The following is an 18,174-nucleotide window of genomic DNA, read 5'->3' on the forward strand; positions in this document are numbered from 1 at the left end:
AATAAAACTAAAGATTATGAAAACGAAGATTTTAATGATTTTGTTGGCTTTAATTATTATTGGAGCGGGTTCTTGTAAAAAGGGAGACACCGGCCCGATGGGTCCCGAGGGGGAAAAAGGTGAAAAAGGAGACAAAGGGGATATTGGTGCTACGGGTCAAAAAGGTGCTGATGGTTCGATGTTTTACAGCGGTACCGTTGTTCCGGCAGCAACTTTAGGAAAAGTCGGGGATTTCTACTTCAGAACCAATACTTATGATTTATACGGCCCCAAAACAGCAGCAGGATGGGGAAAAGCAGCAAATATCAAAGGTGAAGACGGAACTGATGGTAGAAATGGAACAAATGGAACAAATGGCACGAATGGTAAAGATGGATCACAATTTTTATCGGGTACTTCTATTCCCGCAGCTACGGTAGGTAAGGTCGGGGATTTTTATTTCAATACTGCTCAGATGGTTCTTTATGGACCAAAATCAGCAACCGGTTGGGGAGTGGGAACAAATCTCAAAGCTGAGGCTCGGGTAATGTATTCGGGATGGAAAACTGCCGTTCGTATGAAGGATTCCATTATGGATGGAACAGTCGTTCGTATCGCACATATCTATGCTCCTCAAATCACAGATGCCGTTATTGCTAATTCAGTGGTTATGATGTATCTAGATTATGGTGGTGGATTATTCCCATTGCCATATACAAGTAGGGCAGGAGGTAGAATGAGTACCATAACATTCAAGCTAAAGAAGAGTGAAATCGTTGTTTACAGAATGGTTTATGATGGTGGAGCACTATTGATATTAGGAAGCCAACTAAGATATAGATATGTTATCATTCCAGGGAATCTCTATGTGGGTATGAAAGATCGGAATGTAGATTTAAGAGATCCAGTAGCCGTGGAAAAAGCACTTAAGGAATTGAATGAATAAAAAATAAGAGGGATGTCAATTTGACATCCCTCTTATTTTTTATAGCATCATTACACCTGGTATTTCGCCTACTTTTTTATAATAATCTACTACCTCATCTGCACTGTTTACATAGTTCTCAATGGAGATGGATGTATACTTGCCTCCTGAAGATTTTTTCTCAGAAAACTTAGCAGAAGCATGTGTAAATAAAGCTTTTACCTGCTCAGCTTGGTCAGAATCAGTTTTTACAATAAACTTGAACGTATAGATTGTTGGAAACTGTTCTACTTCAATCAATTTTTCTTTAAAGTTTTTGTAGAAATCTTGATTGTTGCTGTCGTCTTGTATGTCTTTAATATTGATGTTATTGTTTAATTCACTCATTTTTATTTCTCTCCTTTCCCTTAGATATCAATAAGTGTACCCAAGGCCAATATATGACAAAACGCTATATTTTCAGATTTGTTTAGTTTTCCATGGAAGTTGGCAAAGATTTTTTCTTGGTTCCCAATTTCATGTATGGCTTATCGCTCATTTGGAATTCCAGGGTTCCGCCTTTCAACATATCCGCATGCGTGATAAAAGACCTATTGTATTTTTTCCCGTTTAAGGTAATTGAATTTATATATTTATTTGTCTTAGAGTTGTTTTTGGCTACAATGGTGAAAGTCTTCCCATTTGGCATAGTAATCTCCGCTTTATCTAACACAGGGCTACCAAAAACATATTCACCATTAACCGGAGAAGCAGGATAAAGCCCCATCATGGACCATACTGCCCAGGCACTCATTTGACCAGCATCTTCATTGCCAGCATAACCATCTGGTCTTTCATGATACATGGAGTCAATAATTGCTCTAACTTTTTCTTGAGTTTTCCAAGGTTTGCCTAAATACGAATACATATAAGCTATATGGTGGCTAGGCTCATTTCCATGCGCATATTGACCAATAAATCCACTAGCATCCGGTGATTTGTTCTCCCCAGTCATATACGATGGAGCTGTAAATAAAGTGTCCAACATTTTTTCCAGACCATCTTTTTTAGGGAATTGCTTCGCAAGGCCTCTAACATCATGAGGAACAAAGAATGAATGTTGCCAAGCATTACCTTCTATGTATTGACTTTTTGCAAAATCATGCTCAGAATAGAAAGGATCAAAAGGTTCTACAAAATTTCCGTTCTTTAACTTTGCACGCATAAAACCAGAATTAGGATCGAATAAATGAATGTAATTTTTAGCTCTTTTTGTAAATTCTTCATATTCCTTTTTCTTGCCTAATTTCTTTGCTACTAAAGAAATGCAGTAATCATCAAATGCATATTCAAGTGTTGAGGTTACTGATCCTCCATAGACATCTTGAGGGACATATCCATACTCGATATAATCCGGAACTTGCCTGATCTGTTGATTTGCACTGGCCAACATCGCTTTGAAAGATTTTTCTTGATCAATTCTTGGAACATCTTTTAATACAGCATCAGCCAATACCGGAATAGCATGATAGCCAGTCATCGTATTGGTTTCAAAAGTACTTAAATCCCAAACTGGCAAAAGACCGTTTTCATCATAAAAAGCCAGCATGCTATTCATCATATCTGTATAACGTTCTGGCTGTGTGATGGTAAACAAAGGTTTTAATGCTCTAAATGTATCCCAAAGTGAGAAAAGAGTATAACGTTGGCCATTATTTGGCATTTTATGAAGCTCTCCTTTATAATTTTTATATCCACCATCTGCATCTGAATAAAGAGTGGGTGAAACAGCAGTATGATATAGCGCCGAATAGAATATTTTCTTTAGACTTTCATCAGATGATTCCACTTTAATCTTTCCTAATTCCTTATCCCATTTGCTTTCAGCTTGCTGCTTTACCTCGTTGAAATTCCAATTTGGAATCTCGTTTAAAGCTTCTAATGCTTTGTCTGTAGAGGTGGTCGACAAGGCTACTTTTAAATCTACGGGAGAAGTGTAGGGAAATATAAATTGGGCATTGACCGCCTGAACCGGTCCTTTAGTATCTTGATTGACCTGATTTACTTTTTTGTCAAAGGTTTTTTGACCATTCAATAGGTACGATTTAAAAGATTGTTTAAATCGGATAGCAAAATAAATATGTTGTTTATTTGCCCAGCCATATGAATACCTTTTCCCTACGACGGTGCTGTCATTTACAATTTGTATTTCTGTATCCATTGGTCTATCCCAATTATAGGCATGTGCGAGGTCCAAACGGATAGTAGGCGTAGAGTTTTTGGAAAATAGATATTGGTGGAGACCGACTCTTTCGGTCGCAGTTAAGCGGGCAAATATTCCATTATCTAATCTCACATCATAATATCCCGGACTAGCATTTTCATTGTTGTGCGAAAATTTAACTTTGGTGTCAAAGTCTTTCTTTGCAATAGGTTCATTAAGAGGCATGATGGCAATATCCAGCCAATCACCGATTCCAGTTCCACTCAGGTGCATATGGCTAAATCCTGCGATTGAATCCGCAGAAATATGATATCCACTGACCCAATCCCAGCCATTTTTCCCATTGTCAGGAGACAATTGAACCAGAGAAAATGGAACTGTGGCGCCAGGATAAGTGTGTCCATGACCACCGGTACCGATAAAAGGATCAACAAATTTCGTATATTGTTGGGCGGCAACTTCTGAAGTGTTACAAAACATCAATCCTGTTGCTGCAAAAATTATTGCAAGTGATTTATAATGTAAGTTCATAAATGTCGTTATAAATAGTGTACTTATACAAATGTACATTTTTAAACCTAATAAACCCTTTTAGCCAAATTTTTAGCATTATATTTAGCAAAGATTTGCTAAAATTTAGCCGAGTTTATATATTTGATAGATTTTGAATAGCAGTTTTATTAACCTAAGATGAGAAAACGTATATTAATTAGTGATATTGCCAAAAACCTAGGGGTCTCAGTAACTACAGTATCTTTTATTTTAAATGGAAAAGCAAAGGAGAAAAGAATTAGTGAGGGGTTGACGAAGCGTGTGCTAGATTATGTCAAAAAAGTGGGCTACAAGCCAAATCAATTAGCACAGAGTTTAAGAACAGGCCAATCGAAAATCTTAGGACTTATTGTCGAAGATATTTCAAATCCATTCTTTTCAAACGTTGCCAAATATATCGAGCGTATAGCATATGATAATGGTTACCATATTATTTATTGCAGTATGGATAACGATGAAACTAAAGCTCGTGAATTGATCCAATTATTTTATGACAGACAAGTAGATGGTTATATTATTACGCCTCCGGAAGGCTTGGATGACACGCTTGCTAATCTGATTAAAAATAATGTCCCATTGGTATTGTTTGACAGATACATCCCACAATTGGAAACCCATTATGTGGTGTTGGACAACTTTAACGGTGCATTCGAAGCAACAAAACATTTGCTTGAAAACCCGAATAACAAAAAAGTTGGTTTTGTTTCTTTGTATTCAAATCAAACTCAGATGCGCGACCGTCTTGAAGGTTATATGAAAGCGATTGATGATTTTCAGCAACAGGCTTTTATTAAGAAAGTGAAAATTGATGAAAATGAGGATTCCTCGATAGATCAAATCCATGAATTTATCAATGCAAATAATCTGGATGCTGTTTTATTTGCAACCAACTATTTGGCTATTGATGGACTGAAAGCGGTAAAGAAGTTTAAAATGAAATTACCTCAAATGGTAGCCTTTGATGACCATACCTTGTTTAAACTTTATGAACCTGGTATCAGTGTAGTTACGCAAGATACATCGGCGATCGCAAATGAATTGATTCATACTTTGCTGAATGAGATAAAAGGTAAAAACAAGGAATTACAAAAGATTGTAATTCCAAGTGAGTTATTAGTTCGCGGGTCTTCAGTTATTTCTGAGGAGTCGCTGGAACAAACTTCATAGATATTGAATTGACACAATGCCTTGTGTTTTTGGAGGTGAATCCTTCGCCTTCAAAAACATGCCCAAGGTGGGCGCCACATGCCGCACATAGAATCTCTGTTCTTCTTCCATCTGCATCAGTTTCTCTTTTTACAGCTCCCGGAATCTCATCATCAAAGCTCGGCCATCCACAATGTGATTCAAATTTATCTTCCGATTTGTATAATGGTGCATCACATTGCTTACAAACATAAGTTCCTTTTTCTTTGTTATTCAAGAGTTGACCTGTAAATGGCCTTTCTGTTCCTTTATGTAAGATTACGTATTGTTCTTCCGCCGTTAATTTGTTGTATTTTTTGTCTTGTTCCATCTTATTATCAGTTGAGTTTGATTGTGAATGAGCACATCCAGATAAAATAATTAAAAATAATATGCAATAGATCGCTTTCATAGTGATGCTAATTTACGAAAAATAGATTGTTAAAAAATCAGGCTAATGTTAATTTGTAAGGTGGTAGAGGCTCGATAACGGAGCTATTTAGAATGATTATAAATTGATAAATTAGGTCATCAAATTGTCAGGGATTGCTTAATAAGTTATACTTTTGTGCATTGTTTTGTACGGTATTGTGTACATGTACTGGAGAGTCAACAATTAATTATTACACATAAAATAGTATAAAGTGCTAAATATGAGAAATATCTCATCCGTTTTGGGAAGACTTGCGAAGTCAATATCAATCAGTTTGGTATTGTTATTTGCCGTTACTACTACCACGCAGGCGCAGGATGCTGCGAATGGTGCAGCGCTATTCAAGTCCAACGCTTGTAATTCATGTCACGCTGTAGGTAAAAAATTAACCGGTCCAGATTTGGCTGGCTTAGCAGAACGCCGTGATGAGGCATGGATTGTAAAATGGATCCACAACCCGCAAGGGATGATCGATTCAGGAGATGAGCAAGCTGTTGCTTTGAAAGCTGAGTATGCTACAACCATGGCTCCTTATGCAAACCTTTCAGAAGGTGACATTAAAGACATCATCGCTTATTTACAAGCTGAAGAGGTTAAGTTAGCTGAAAAGAAAGCTGCAGGTGGTGCTGCTGGCGGAGGTGCTGGAGCTGCTAGTTCTGATGCAAATACCCTAATGATTATCGGGTTAGTTGCATTGTTCGTAGTTGCTGTTGCAGTTATCTTTGCTCTAAACAGAGTCACTAAAACTTTGGAACGCGTAATTGCAAACAACCACGCCGCGATTGCTGAAGCTCAAGCTAGAAATGATGAAGAAACAGAAAATGGTTCTGTAAAATTTGCTAAGGCATTCTTGAAGAACAAAAAACTGGTTTTCTTCGTAGTATTGATGTTTGTAGGTTTATTAGGTGTTGCTGGTTGGAAAACCATGTGGAACGTTGGTGTCCATGAAGGTTACAAACCTGTTCAACCTATTAAATTCTCTCACCAGATTCACGCAGGTGTTAACCAAATCGAGTGTCAATATTGTCACGGTGGCGCGTTCAAATCTAAGAATGCTTCTATTCCATCTGCTAACGTATGTATGAACTGTCACAACACAGTAACTGCATCTGATCACTACGATGGAAATATCTCACCAGAAATTGCAAAATTATATCGTGCGGTAGATTGGGATCCAGAGTCTAGAACTTACGGTACCAATACAAGACCAATCGAGTGGGTTAGGATTCACAACTTGCCTGACTTCGCTTACTTCAACCACTCACAACACGTTGTGGTTGCAGGAGTTGAATGTCAAACTTGTCACGGTCCTATCCAAGATATGGAAGAGGTTTATCAATACTCACCACTTACGATGAAATGGTGTATTGACTGTCACAAAGAGACATCTGTAAATACAGATAATGCTTATTACGATCAATTGATCGAAGCTCACGACAAATTGAAAAAAGGTGAGAAGATGACAGCAGCTATGATCGGTGGATTAGAGTGTGGTAAGTGTCACTATTAATAAATTAATTTAGAATAACGGAATCTTATATATAGCTTAAATGGAAAGCAATAAAAAATATTGGAAAGGTTTAGAGGAATTGAATCAAACTCCTGCTTTTGTTGACGGAAGCAAGAGTGAGTTTGCTGAGCCTATTCCCGTAGAAGATGTCTTAAATGAAGCTGGTTTAAGTACCAAGACACCTCGTCGTGACTTTTTGAAAGCTTTAGGTTTTGGTTTAGGAGCTGTTACATTGGCAGCTTGTAACCGTACGCCAATTCACAAGGCGGTACCTTATGTTATCAAACCAGAAGAAGTAACTCCAGGTGTTCCTAACTTTTACGCTTCATCTTTCAATGGTCAAAGTGTAATCGTAAGAACAAGAGAAGGTAGACCAATCTCATTGGAGGCAAACCCTAATGCAATCGGATTAAACCAAGGTACTGATGCTTCAACAGCAGCTTCAGTTCTTGATCTTTATGATATGTCTAAACTACAAAATCCGCAAATCGGTGGTAAAGATGTAGATTGGGCAAAATTAGACCAAGCCGTAGTTGATGCATTGAATAAAGCGCAAGCAGCAGGAAAACAAATCACAATTGTTTCTAATACGATCAACAGCCCATCATCATTGGCTGCGATCGCTGCTCTAGCAACTAAATATCCTGCAACTCAACATATCCAAGTTGATGCAGTATCTTACAGCGGTATCATCGAAGCTAACAGAGCTTCATTCGGTAAAGCTGTTATTCCTTCATACCATTTTGACAAAGCGCAAGTAGTAGTATCAGTAGCAGCTGATTTCTTGGGAACTTGGTTAGCTGGTGAAGAACATACACAAGATTATATTAAAAACCGTGACCATAAATCACTAAAAGGTGGTAAGATGTCACGTCATATTCAATTTGAATCTGGTCTTTCCATGACTGGTTCAAATGCTGACGTTCGTATTGCGATCAAACCTTCAGAAGAAGGAGCAGTATTGATCAGTTTGTACAATGCTATTACTGGACAATCAGTGGCTGGTGGTACAAACAATGCAAAAGCTAAAACAGCAATTGCATTGGCAGCAAAAGAATTAGTAAATGCTAGAGGTACTTCAGTAGTTGTTTCTGGATCGAACGATACAAACGTTCAAGCATTGACAAACGCTATCAACACAGCTCTTGGCGCTTACGGTTCTATTATTGATTTAGATAATTTCTCAAAACAATATCAAGGTTCGGATTCAGCATTCCAAGCTTTCTTGACTGCAGCAAAAGCTGGTCAAGTAGGTGTGGCAATTTTCTGGAACACAAACCCTGTTTATGATTACTTCAAACCTGAAGACGTAAAAGCTGCAATCGCTAAAATCGGATATACCGTATCATTTGCTGATCGTGCTGATGAAACTTCCTCTGAATTGAAGGCAATCGCTACAAACAGTACTTTCCTTGAGTCTTGGGGTGATGCTTCGGCAAAAGAAGGATTGTTCACAATCGTTCAGCCGACTATCAATCCAGTGTTCAACACGCGTCAAGCAGAGCAAAGTTTAATCAATTGGGCTGGTGTTAACAAACCAATCCATGACTTTGTGAAAGAAAACTGGGAAACAAACATCTTGGCAGGAACTGGAAAAGTTTGGAAAGATGTTTTACAACAAGGTTTCGTATTCAAAGGTTCAGCTACAGGATCGGCATATGCTGCAAATGTTGATGTGAATGCTGCAGCAGCGGCAATTGCAAACGACGCTAAGCGTGTTGCTGGTGGTGTTGAATTGAAAATCTATGAGTCTCCAAACTTAAGAGACGGACGTTGGGCAAACAATGCTTATCTACAAGAATTGCCTGACCCAGTTTCAAAAGTAACTTGGGATAACTATGCAGCTATCAATCCAGCAGATGCTGAAGAACTAGGTGTTAAAGAAACAGGAAAAGTTACAGTAGAGGCAAACGGATATAAAGTTGATTTACCAGTGTTGTTACAACCAGGTCAAGCAAGAGGAACTGTGTCTGTTGCTGTTGGATATGGTCGTACGAAAGTTGGTAAAGCAGGTAATAATGTAGGTGTTAATGCTTATCCATTTGCAAGTTTAGTGAATGGTACAATTCAGTTCGCATCAAAAGCTTCAGTTTCTAAAGCTTCTGGTATCTACGAATTAGCTCAAACACAAACCCACCACACTATTGAAGGTCGTAACATTATCCGCGAAACTTCATTTGCAAATTATTTAAAAGATCCTAACTCAGAGTCTGGTCGTTTCGCTGATTCACACCAAACTTATGACTTGTGGAATAAATTTGAACAACCTGGTCACCGTTGGGTGATGGCAATCGATTTGAATGCTTGTACAGGTTGTGGTGCTTGTATCGTAGCATGTAACGTTGAAAACAACGTTCCAGTTGTAGGCCGTGACGAGGTTCGCCGTCGTCGTGAAATGCACTGGTTGCGTATCGACCGTTACTACACACTGAATACAGGTGAAGGTAAATTAACAGAAGAGAAAGACATTGCTAAGGCAGAAGGATTAGATTACGAAGATGTAACTGTTGTTCACCAACCAATGTTGTGTCAACACTGTGAGCACGCTCCATGTGAGACGGTATGTCCAGTGTTAGCGACAGTTCACTCATCTGAAGGTCTTAACCACATGGCTTATAACCGTTGTTTCGGTACTCGTTACTGTGCAAACAACTGTCCATATAAAGTACGTCGTTTCAACTGGTTCAACTACTGGAATGATTCTCGTTTCGACAATTACTTGAATAACGAGTTCACTCAATTAGTATTGAATCCTGGTGTGACTACACGTTCTCGTGGGGTTATGGAGAAATGTTCAATGTGTATCCAACGTATCCAAGCTGGTAAATTGCAAGCTAAGGTTGAAAACCGTAGAGTTAAGGATGGCGACATCCACATGGCTTGTCAAGCTGCTTGTTCAGCAAATGCAATCATCTTTGGAGATGCTAACGATCCAGAGTCAGAAGTTTCAAAAGCGTTGCGCAATGAGCGTATATACTATGTTCTTGAAGAGATCAATGTTCAACCGAATATTGGTTACATGACGAAGGTAAGAAACACATTTGAAGCATAATTTATTCTAGACTGAAATAAAATAACTATGTCATCGCATAACGAATCAATATTAAGAGAACCATTAATCACCGGCAAGGATATCACCTATGCAAAGATTACAGATGATATCTTACTTCCGGTTGAAAATAAACCCAACAAAGCATGGTGGATCGGCTTCACCGTTGCCGCATTAGGCGCAATGTTATGGGTAATAAGTGTTGGATACACGTTCTGGACGGGTATCGGCGCTTGGGGATTAAACAAAACAGTAGGTTGGGCATGGGATATCACCGACTTCGTATGGTGGGTTGGTATTGGTCACGCCGGTACTTTGATCTCCGCAGTATTATTAATCTTCCGCCAGAACTGGCGTAACTCCATCAACAGATCGGCTGAGGCGATGACTATCTTTGCCGTAATCTGTGCTGCGACTTACGTTGTTGCTCACATGGGACGTCCATGGTTAGCATACTGGATTTTCCCATTGCCAAATCAATTTGGATCATTATGGGTAAACTTTAATTCTCCACTTGTATGGGATGCGTTCGCGATCTCAACATATTTCACTGTATCGTTAGTATTCTGGTACTGTGGTCTATTGCCAGATATCGCCTCAGTTCGTGACCGCGCTTCTGGAGTTAAGAAAAGAGTATATTCTATTTTATCATTCGGTTGGAATGGTTCCGTTAAAACTTGGCAACGTTTTGAGATTGTTTCCTTGATTTTAGCAGGTATTTCAACTCCACTAGTACTTTCAGTACACACTATCGTATCCATGGACTTTGCAACTTCGGTAATCCCTGGATGGCACACGACGATCTTCCCTCCATACTTCGTTGCTGGAGCGATTTTCTCAGGATTTGCGATGGTACAGACCTTATTGTTGATCTTACGTAAAGTAATGAACTTCGAGGACTACATTACGATGTTCCACATCGAAGCAATGAACAAGATCATCATGGTAACAGGATCGATCGTAGGTATTGCTTATTTAACTGAGTTGTTTATTGCATGGTACTCAGGTTCAGAATATGAAATGTATGCATTTGCTAACCGTATCGCGGGACCTTACGCATGGGCATACTGGGCGATGATGACCTGTAACGTAATTTCACCACAGTTATTCTGGTTCAAGAAAATCCGTACAAGTATTCCTATCTCTTGGGTATTGTCAATTGTCGTGAACATCGGTATGTGGTTTGAGCGTTTCGTAATTATCGTTACTTCATTGCACCGTGACTACCTACCATCATCATGGGCGATGTTCTATCCAACTTGGGTGGATGTAGGTATTTTCGTAGGATCAATTGGACTGTTCTTTACATTGTTCTTATTGTTCCTTCGTTTCTTACCAGGTATTGCGATCGCAGAGGTTAAATTGTTGTTGAAGAGCTCAAGCTTACAGCACAAAACTAAAACAGTTCAAGAAGGAGCTTTCCCTGAGGAACAAGTTGAATTCTTCAGAAACTCTTTGGAGAAATATGATACAGTAACAGAAACGGATATTAAAGCATTACGTCAAAAATAATAGCAATGAGCAATACAAAATATATAGTAGGTAGTTTTGCTGATCCTGATGATATGATGCACGGGATTGACAAGTTGCAAGCTAACAACATCAGCATTTATGATTGTTATACACCAATGCCAATCCACGGGATCGAGGCTAAGCTAGGTGTCAGACCATCACGTTTACCGATTGCAGCATTTATTTTTGGTGCTTTGGGTACAATTTTAGGATTCAGTCTATTGTTCTATACCATGTCATATGATTGGCCGATGAACATTGGTGGTAAGCCATCGATGCCATTGCCAAACTTTGTTCCAGTAACATTTGAGGTAACTATTTTATTATGTGCCTTAGGTATGGTAGCAACATTTTTCTATCGTAACCACTTATTCCCAGGACGTGCACCACGCGTTATGGATCTAAGAGCTACAGATGATCGTTTTATCATTGCTATTGATGCACAAGAAAACACAGATCATACGTTAATCGATGGTTTATTGAAAGAAGCCGGAGCAGTAGAAGTTAAATACAATGAAAGAAAATATGTTAGTTATGAATAAGAAGAATTTTCTTGGAGCTGTATGTGTTGCTGTAGCTTTAACAGCAGTTGTTTCTTCATGTGGAGATGGCACAACTCGCAGTGCAGGTTGGGAATTCTCAAGAAATATGTATGATCCGATTGCTTTTAACCCGGATCAACAAAACCCAAACTTTAAAAATAACAGTACTGCTCAAACACCTCCGCAAGGTTCAAACCCAATCGGTTTCGAACGCTTCGATTACGGAAACTCTGTAGAGGAATATGAGCGTGCAGGATTGGAAGTTAAAAATCCATTGATTGCAAATGCTGAAAACTTGAAACAAGGTGAAACCCTATTCCTTACTTACTGTGCTGTTTGTCATGGTAAAGAAGGAGCAGGAGATGGAACAATTACGAAAGATAGAGAAGTAGAGGATTCAAGAGGTAAGCGTGCATTGGAAAACTTCCCGCCGCCACCATCATTCCAACAATCGGCAGGTACACCTTCGTCGAGAGGTGGTCAAATGTCGCAATTGACTGATGGTAAAATATACCACACAATTACTTATGGATATAATGCAATGGGCTCACACGCTTCGCAGATTTCTCCAGAAGATCGTTGGAAAGTGGTAATGTATGTTCACGAATTACAAAAAAAATAATTTAACATCGATATTATAAATGGGAACTCACAATCATCATCACGATTATAATTTCAACGAGCAATTTAAATTCGCAGGTATCGCTAAGGTACTTAGTTTAGTTGCTATCGTTGTAGGAATAGCCGCAATAGCTTTTGGCTTATTATCAGGTGACCATATAATGGTTGAGCGTACATATGCCAATTTATTATTGATGGGATATTATTTTACTTGTGTATGTGCAGCTGGAGCATTCTTCGTTGCCCTACAATTAGTAACTCAATCAGCTTGGTCTGCAGGATTAATCCGTATCCCGCAAGCAATGGCTAGCATACTTCCAATTGCATCAATCATCTTATTAGTAATTGTTGCTCTAGGTTTAACAACTCACAATTTATACCACCACTGGCATGCTGAAGGATTGACAGATCCTAACAGCCCTAACTATGATAAATTAGTTGCTGGTAAAGCTGCTTTCTTAAATGTTCCGGGATTCTTGATCCGTCAAATCCTATTCATGGGAAGCTATAGCATCTTTGCTTACATCTTAGCTAAATTGTCATACAATGAAGACCTAGCAGGTGGCTTAAATTCTTACAAGAAAAGCTTTAAATTATCAGCAATATTCCTAGTAATCTTCGGATTCACTACTCCAATTTGGTCATTTGATACCATCATGTCTCTAGAGGCACACTGGTTCTCAACTATGTTTGGATGGTACAACTTCGCAGCAATGTGGGTTAGTGGTCTTGCAGTTATTACTGTAATCCTGATCTTACTTAAGAAAGCTGGTTATATGTCATGGGTGAATGAAAACCACCTACATGACTTAGGAAAATTAATGTTCGGTTTCTCAATTTTCTGGACTTATGTATGGTTTGCTCAATTTATGTTGATCTATTATTCAAACATTCCTGAGGAAACAGTTTACTTCTACAAACGTTGGGAACCAGAATATAAACCTTGGTTTTGGTTAAGCATTATTATTAATTTTGTAGCGCCATTATTATTATTGGTTGACCGCGATATGAAACGTAGAGAAAACCACATGTTAATCGTTGCGATCATATTATTGTTAGGTCACTGGTTAGACTATTATATCATGATTATGCCAGGTACTGTTGATACTCACAGAGGATTTGGCATTATCGAAATTGGTACTGCAATAGGATTTGCTGGATTATTCACTTTCTTGGTACTTTCGAAATTGAGCAAGCACGCTCTGGTTCCGAAAAACCACCCATTCTTGGATGAAAGTTTACACCACCAGATTTAATAGAGATTAAGTTGAAAAAACGTTCAAACGTGTTATAAGAGATGAAGTTTAAATTACATAACAGATTTAAGTCCTTATTTGGAGGCTTATTAGCTATTAACCTATTGTTTGCTACTCCTGCGATGGCGAGCATCCAGGAACAAGCGGCTGATACGGCTCAGGTTGAGCAAGCAGCACCAGCTGCAACTGCAGATTCAACTGCAGCTGCTCCTGCTGATTCTGCAGCAACAACTACAGCTGCTACAGATTCTGCGACTGTATCCGCATCAGGAAATACAGGAAGTACTGTAACTCCTGCTGCTACAACAACTAAAGAAGAAAAGAAAATTGATCCTCAAGTCTATAAAAACTTGACTTATTATATCCTTCTTTTCCTAGTATTGTGTACTGTTGTTGCAGTAATCGGAAAAGTACAATCAATCTATGTATTAACTAAGAAAGTAAATGGTAAATACAATCCATTGGCAAACAATACGCTTCAAGCGATTCTATTGTTCGTATTCTTAGTTGGTTTCTTAGGATTTGTATGGTACGGGTATGCTGTATGGGGAAGTTGGTCTTGGAGACCGGCTGCAACTGAGCATGGTAAAGATATTGATAGAATGTTTATCATCACTACGGTGATTATTACAGTAGTATTGGTATTGGTGCATATCGCATTGCTTACCTTTACATACATCTATAGAATGCGTGCTAAACGTAAAGCATATTTCTACCCGCACAATGATGCAATCGAAAGATTATGGACTATCGTTCCAGCGGTTGTATTAACGATTTTAGTATTATTCGGTTTCTTTACTTGGCGTTCTATTACGAACATCCCTGAAGAATTGAAAAAATCAGCTCTACAAGTTGAAGTTTTGGGTGAGCAGTTTATGTGGACTGTTCGTTACCCTGGAACTGACGGTGAGTTCGGAAAACGTAATTACAAATTAACAACTCCTTTAAACTCATACGGTATTGATTACAATGATAAAAATGCTTGGGATGATGTGAAAGGTGATGAAATTGTAATTCCAGTTAATAAACCAGTTCGTTTCCACATCTTGTCAAAAGATATTATTCACTCTTTTTATATTCCTGATTTCCGCGTTCAAATCAATGCTGTACCAGGTATGACAAACTACTTTCAGTTTACTCCTACTATCACTACAGATGAGATGCGTGATAAAATGAATGACCCACAATACAACTTCGTAATGTTATGTGCGAAGATCTGTGGCGAATCTCACTATAACATGCAGAAAAATGTAAGAGTAGTTACTGAAGCTGAATACAAAGAGTGGTTAAGTAAACAAGCTAAATTCTTCACTGAAGACCTTCAAAAAGAGTTCGCTCAAAACGAAGGTACGGAGAAGAATGATCGTATTGCGGCTTCAATCAATTAAATATAACAGAGAATTTTAAATAGAATATGTCAACTACAGTTATATCGCACGACGCAGCTCATCACGGTTCTCATGATCACCATCATGAAACCTTCTTGACGAAGTATATCTTCAGCCAAGATCACAAGATGATTGCTAAGCAATTCTTGATCACTGGTATCATTATGGCAGTTTTCGCCATGATCCTTTCGATCTTATTCCGTATTCAATTAGCATGGCCTGACCACGAGTTTCCAATTCTTGAGGTTTTCCTAGGAAAATGGGCTGAAGGTGGTCGTATCAGACCAGACTTCTTCCTATCATTGGTTACTATTCACGGTACGATGATGGTTTTCTTCGTACTAACAGCAGGTCTTTCTGGTACATTTAGTAACTTATTGATCCCTTATCAATTAGGTGCACGTGATATGGCATCGCCATTGATGAACATGTTATCTTACTGGTTCTTCTTTGTTGCCTGTGTTATCATGATCGCATCTTTCTTCATTGAAAGTGGCCCTGCATCTGCTGGTTGGACCATCTATCCTCCACTATCCGCAGTGCCTAAAGCTATAGCAGGATCTGGATTGGGGATGACGCTATGGTTAATTTCCATGACTTTATTTATCGCTTCACAGGTATTGGGTGGTGTAAACTACATCTCTACCGTATTGAACATGCGTACTAAAGGTATGGACTTATGGAAAATGCCTTTGACTATCTGGGCGTTCTTCTTAACTGCAATCGTAGGTTTATTATCCTTCCCAGTATTAGTTTCTGCAGTAGTATTATTATTCTTTGACCGTTCAGTAGGAACTTCATTCTATTTGTCAGACCTAGTTGTTCAAGGTACGATCCTTCCTAACGAAGGTGGTTCTCCAATCTTGTTCCAACACTTGTTCTGGTTCTTAGGACACCCTGAGGTATATATCGTAGTTATGCCTGCATTAGGTTTAACTTCAGAAGTAATCTCTACAAACTCACGAAAACCAATCTTTGGTTACCACGCGATGGTTTACTCATTGGTAGGTATTACTGTATTATCTTTCATCGTTTGGGGTCACCACATGTTCGTAACAGGTATGAGTCCATTCTTGGGAGGTGTGTTTATGATCACCACGTTGATTATTGCGGTTCCATCTGCAGTAAAAGCCTTCAACTATATTGCAACATTATGGAGAGGTAACATCCGTTTCACTCCAGCGATGATGTTTGCAATCGGTATGGTTTCGTTCTTCGTATCAGGTGGTTTGACAGGATTATATTTAGGTAATGCTGCGTTAGACATCAACTTACACGATACTTATTTCGTTGTTGCCCACTTCCACTTGGTAATGGGTTCTGCATCGATCTTCGGTATGTTGTGTGGTGTTTACCATTGGTATCCTAAAATGTTCGGACGTATGATGGATGAGCGTTTAGGTTACTTCCACTTCTGGTTGACATTTATCGGTGCTTACTTGGTATTCTTCCCAATGCACTTCATGGGTATTGACGGTGTTCCTCGTCGTTACTATGCATTCACTGAGTTCCCTTTCATGGAGAAATGGGTGTCAGTTAACTTATTGATTACTTGGGCTGCAATTGTTTCGGCAATCGGTCAGGTAGCATTCTTGTGGAACTTCTTCTCATCAATTTGGTGCGGAAAGCGTGCTCCACAAAACCCTTGGAATTCAAATACTTTGGAGTGGACTACTCCAGTAGAACATATTCACGGAAACTGGCCAGGAGAAATCCCTACAGTATACCGTTGGCCTTATGATTACAGTAAGCCAGGAAATGATGCTGACTTTATTCCTCAAAGTACACCACTTTCACAAACAATGAGCTCAAACTTATTGCATGATTGGGATGGAAATGAAGCGGGTATTGAAGCTCAAAAGGCTTACAATCGTGAGCATAACAGAGAAGAAGAAGGGTAGGTTCATACCTACCTCTCTTTATACTTTATAAATGTAAAAGGAGAGATCTATGTATCCAGCAGCTGAAAAGCGTTTTTTACGGATAAACAAGATCACGATTATCGTTCTTTTCTTAGTAATAACGGCAGGAGGTATTGTCCGGAGTACAGGTTCAGGAATGGGCTGCCCGGATTGGCCGAAATGTTTCAACAGAATTATACCACCAACAGATGTTTCGCAATTGCCGCAAGGCTATGAGCAACATTATGTGGAAGGTAGAATCAAGAAGAATGAGCGTTTTGCAAAATTGATTGAAGCCTTTGGCTATTCACATCTAGCAGACCAAATTCGTCACGATGAAACCATCGTTGAACATGAGGAATTCAATGCCGCAAAGACTTGGACTGAATATATCAATCGTCTAACTGGAGTTTTAGCCGGTTTCTGTATGCTGTTTACAGCAATATATTCTTTTACTTATTGGAAAAAGAAAAAAGCCATAGCAATATGGAGCGTTCTTAATCTTATTGTCGTTGTGATACAAGCCTGGTTAGGGTCAATCGTAGTCTCTACGAATCTTACCCCTTGGGTTATCACCATTCACATGCTATTAGCACTGGTAATTGTTTGTATAGCTATTCAAACATATTATTGGGCAATTAAACTGAGAAACAATCAGTTCCTGAAAAATTCAGATAGAAGTTTCACGTGGATAACGTTGATTTCTCTCGTTATATTAGTTGTTCAGGTTGTGTTTGGTACAGATGTTCGCGAAATTATCGACCATCTAAATCAACAAGGTGCTCAACGTAGTGAATGGATTGATTCCATTGGATTACCATATCATACTCACCGAATCCTTGCATACGTTACTTTAGCTCTAGTCGTATTCTTATACTTCAAGCTGAGGTCTTCTGTTCTGGTTAATACTGTTCAGTTTAAGTATGCTAAGATTTCATTGATATTGGTTTGTATTCAAATGTTATCAGGGATTATTTTGGCAAGGTTTCATGTTCCCGCTGTAGCACAAACGGTTCACTTGGTTGTAGCAAGCTTATTGGTAGGAGCGCAATATTATTTATTGTTGATCCTAAATAAACCAGAAAGCGGATTAACTCCAAAAGCTGTTTAGGGAAATA

General features: G+C 38.8%; 14 protein-coding genes. 11 read left to right on the plus strand and 3 right to left on the minus strand.

Annotation, left to right across the window (positions count from 1 at the left end; all coding sequences use genetic code 11):
• The first annotated feature begins 16 nt into the window (after positions 1 to 16).
• Positions 17 to 925, plus strand: a complete 909-nt coding sequence (locus CRT24_RS19305; protein WP_099372731.1) for a collagen-like protein — start codon at positions 17 to 19, stop codon at positions 923 to 925.
• Positions 926 to 964: 39 nt separating this feature from the next.
• On the opposite strand, the gene CRT24_RS19310 is transcribed toward CRT24_RS19305, so the two are convergent.
• Together CRT24_RS19310 and CRT24_RS19315 are read right to left on the minus strand one after the other, a co-directional pair.
• Positions 965 to 1,291: a DUF493 domain-containing protein gene (locus CRT24_RS19310; RefSeq protein ID WP_099372732.1), complete on the minus strand. Its 327-nt coding sequence runs from the start codon at positions 1,289 to 1,291 to the stop codon at positions 965 to 967.
• Between the two features lie 82 nt (positions 1,292 to 1,373).
• Positions 1,374 to 3,638, minus strand: coding sequence for a GH92 family glycosyl hydrolase (locus CRT24_RS19315; RefSeq protein ID WP_099372733.1), 2,265 nt, complete (start codon positions 3,636 to 3,638; stop codon positions 1,374 to 1,376).
• 159 nt (positions 3,639 to 3,797) lie between these two features.
• Here CRT24_RS19315 and CRT24_RS19320 point away from each other — a divergent pair, with 159 nt between their 5' ends.
• Positions 3,798 to 4,826 (plus strand): LacI family DNA-binding transcriptional regulator, encoded by a 1,029-nt coding sequence (locus CRT24_RS19320; protein WP_099372734.1) that lies wholly within the window; start codon positions 3,798 to 3,800, stop codon positions 4,824 to 4,826.
• On the opposite strand, the gene CRT24_RS19325 is transcribed toward CRT24_RS19320, so the two are convergent.
• A complete protein-coding gene (locus tag CRT24_RS19325) occupies positions 4,792 to 5,256 on the minus strand; it encodes a methionine-R-sulfoxide reductase (protein WP_099372735.1) in 465 nt (154 codons plus the stop codon). The genes CRT24_RS19320 and CRT24_RS19325 overlap by 35 nt on opposite strands.
• A gap of 241 nt (positions 5,257 to 5,497) precedes the next feature.
• Between CRT24_RS19325 and CRT24_RS19330 the strand changes: the two genes are divergently transcribed.
• From CRT24_RS19330 to CRT24_RS19370, 9 genes are read left to right on the plus strand one after another with little or no spacing between them, the layout of a single operon-like run.
• Positions 5,498 to 6,787: a cytochrome c3 family protein gene (locus tag CRT24_RS19330; RefSeq protein ID WP_099372736.1), complete on the plus strand. Its 1,290-nt coding sequence runs from the start codon at positions 5,498 to 5,500 to the stop codon at positions 6,785 to 6,787.
• A 40-nt stretch (positions 6,788 to 6,827) separates the two neighbouring features.
• Positions 6,828 to 9,839 carry a TAT-variant-translocated molybdopterin oxidoreductase gene (locus CRT24_RS19335; RefSeq protein WP_099372737.1) on the plus strand — a complete coding sequence of 1,004 codons (3,012 nt, stop codon included), beginning with the start codon at positions 6,828 to 6,830 and terminating at the stop codon, positions 9,837 to 9,839.
• 27 nt (positions 9,840 to 9,866) lie between these two features.
• Positions 9,867 to 11,348 (plus strand): NrfD/PsrC family molybdoenzyme membrane anchor subunit, encoded by a 1,482-nt coding sequence (nrfD, locus tag CRT24_RS19340; RefSeq protein ID WP_099372738.1) that lies wholly within the window; start codon positions 9,867 to 9,869, stop codon positions 11,346 to 11,348.
• 5 nt (positions 11,349 to 11,353) lie between these two features.
• A complete protein-coding gene (locus CRT24_RS19345) occupies positions 11,354 to 11,890 on the plus strand; it encodes a DUF3341 domain-containing protein (RefSeq protein WP_099372739.1) in 537 nt (178 codons plus the stop codon).
• On the plus strand, positions 11,883 to 12,512 hold the full coding sequence (locus CRT24_RS19350) for a cytochrome c (protein ID WP_306473189.1): 630 nt from the start codon (positions 11,883 to 11,885) through the stop codon (positions 12,510 to 12,512). The genes CRT24_RS19345 and CRT24_RS19350 overlap by 8 nt, the downstream gene beginning before the upstream one ends.
• 19 nt (positions 12,513 to 12,531) lie before the next feature.
• Positions 12,532 to 13,767 carry a quinol:cytochrome C oxidoreductase gene (locus tag CRT24_RS19355; RefSeq protein ID WP_099372741.1) on the plus strand — a complete coding sequence of 412 codons (1,236 nt, stop codon included), beginning with the start codon at positions 12,532 to 12,534 and terminating at the stop codon, positions 13,765 to 13,767.
• A gap of 41 nt (positions 13,768 to 13,808) precedes the next feature.
• Positions 13,809 to 15,155: a cytochrome c oxidase subunit II gene (locus CRT24_RS19360; RefSeq protein ID WP_099372742.1), complete on the plus strand. Its 1,347-nt coding sequence runs from the start codon at positions 13,809 to 13,811 to the stop codon at positions 15,153 to 15,155.
• Positions 15,156 to 15,181: 26 nt separating this feature from the next.
• Positions 15,182 to 17,056 (plus strand): cbb3-type cytochrome c oxidase subunit I, encoded by a 1,875-nt coding sequence (locus tag CRT24_RS19365; RefSeq protein WP_373604708.1) that lies wholly within the window; start codon positions 15,182 to 15,184, stop codon positions 17,054 to 17,056.
• A gap of 49 nt (positions 17,057 to 17,105) precedes the next feature.
• Entirely contained in the window at positions 17,106 to 18,167 is a 1,062-nt protein-coding gene (locus CRT24_RS19370) for a heme A synthase (RefSeq protein WP_099372743.1), read from the plus strand.
• The last annotated feature ends 7 nt before the right edge of the window (positions 18,168 to 18,174 follow it).

It is taken from the genome of Sphingobacterium sp. 1.A.5, assembly GCF_002734235.1.
GTDB lineage: Bacteria > Bacteroidota > Bacteroidia > Sphingobacteriales > Sphingobacteriaceae > Sphingobacterium > Sphingobacterium daejeonense.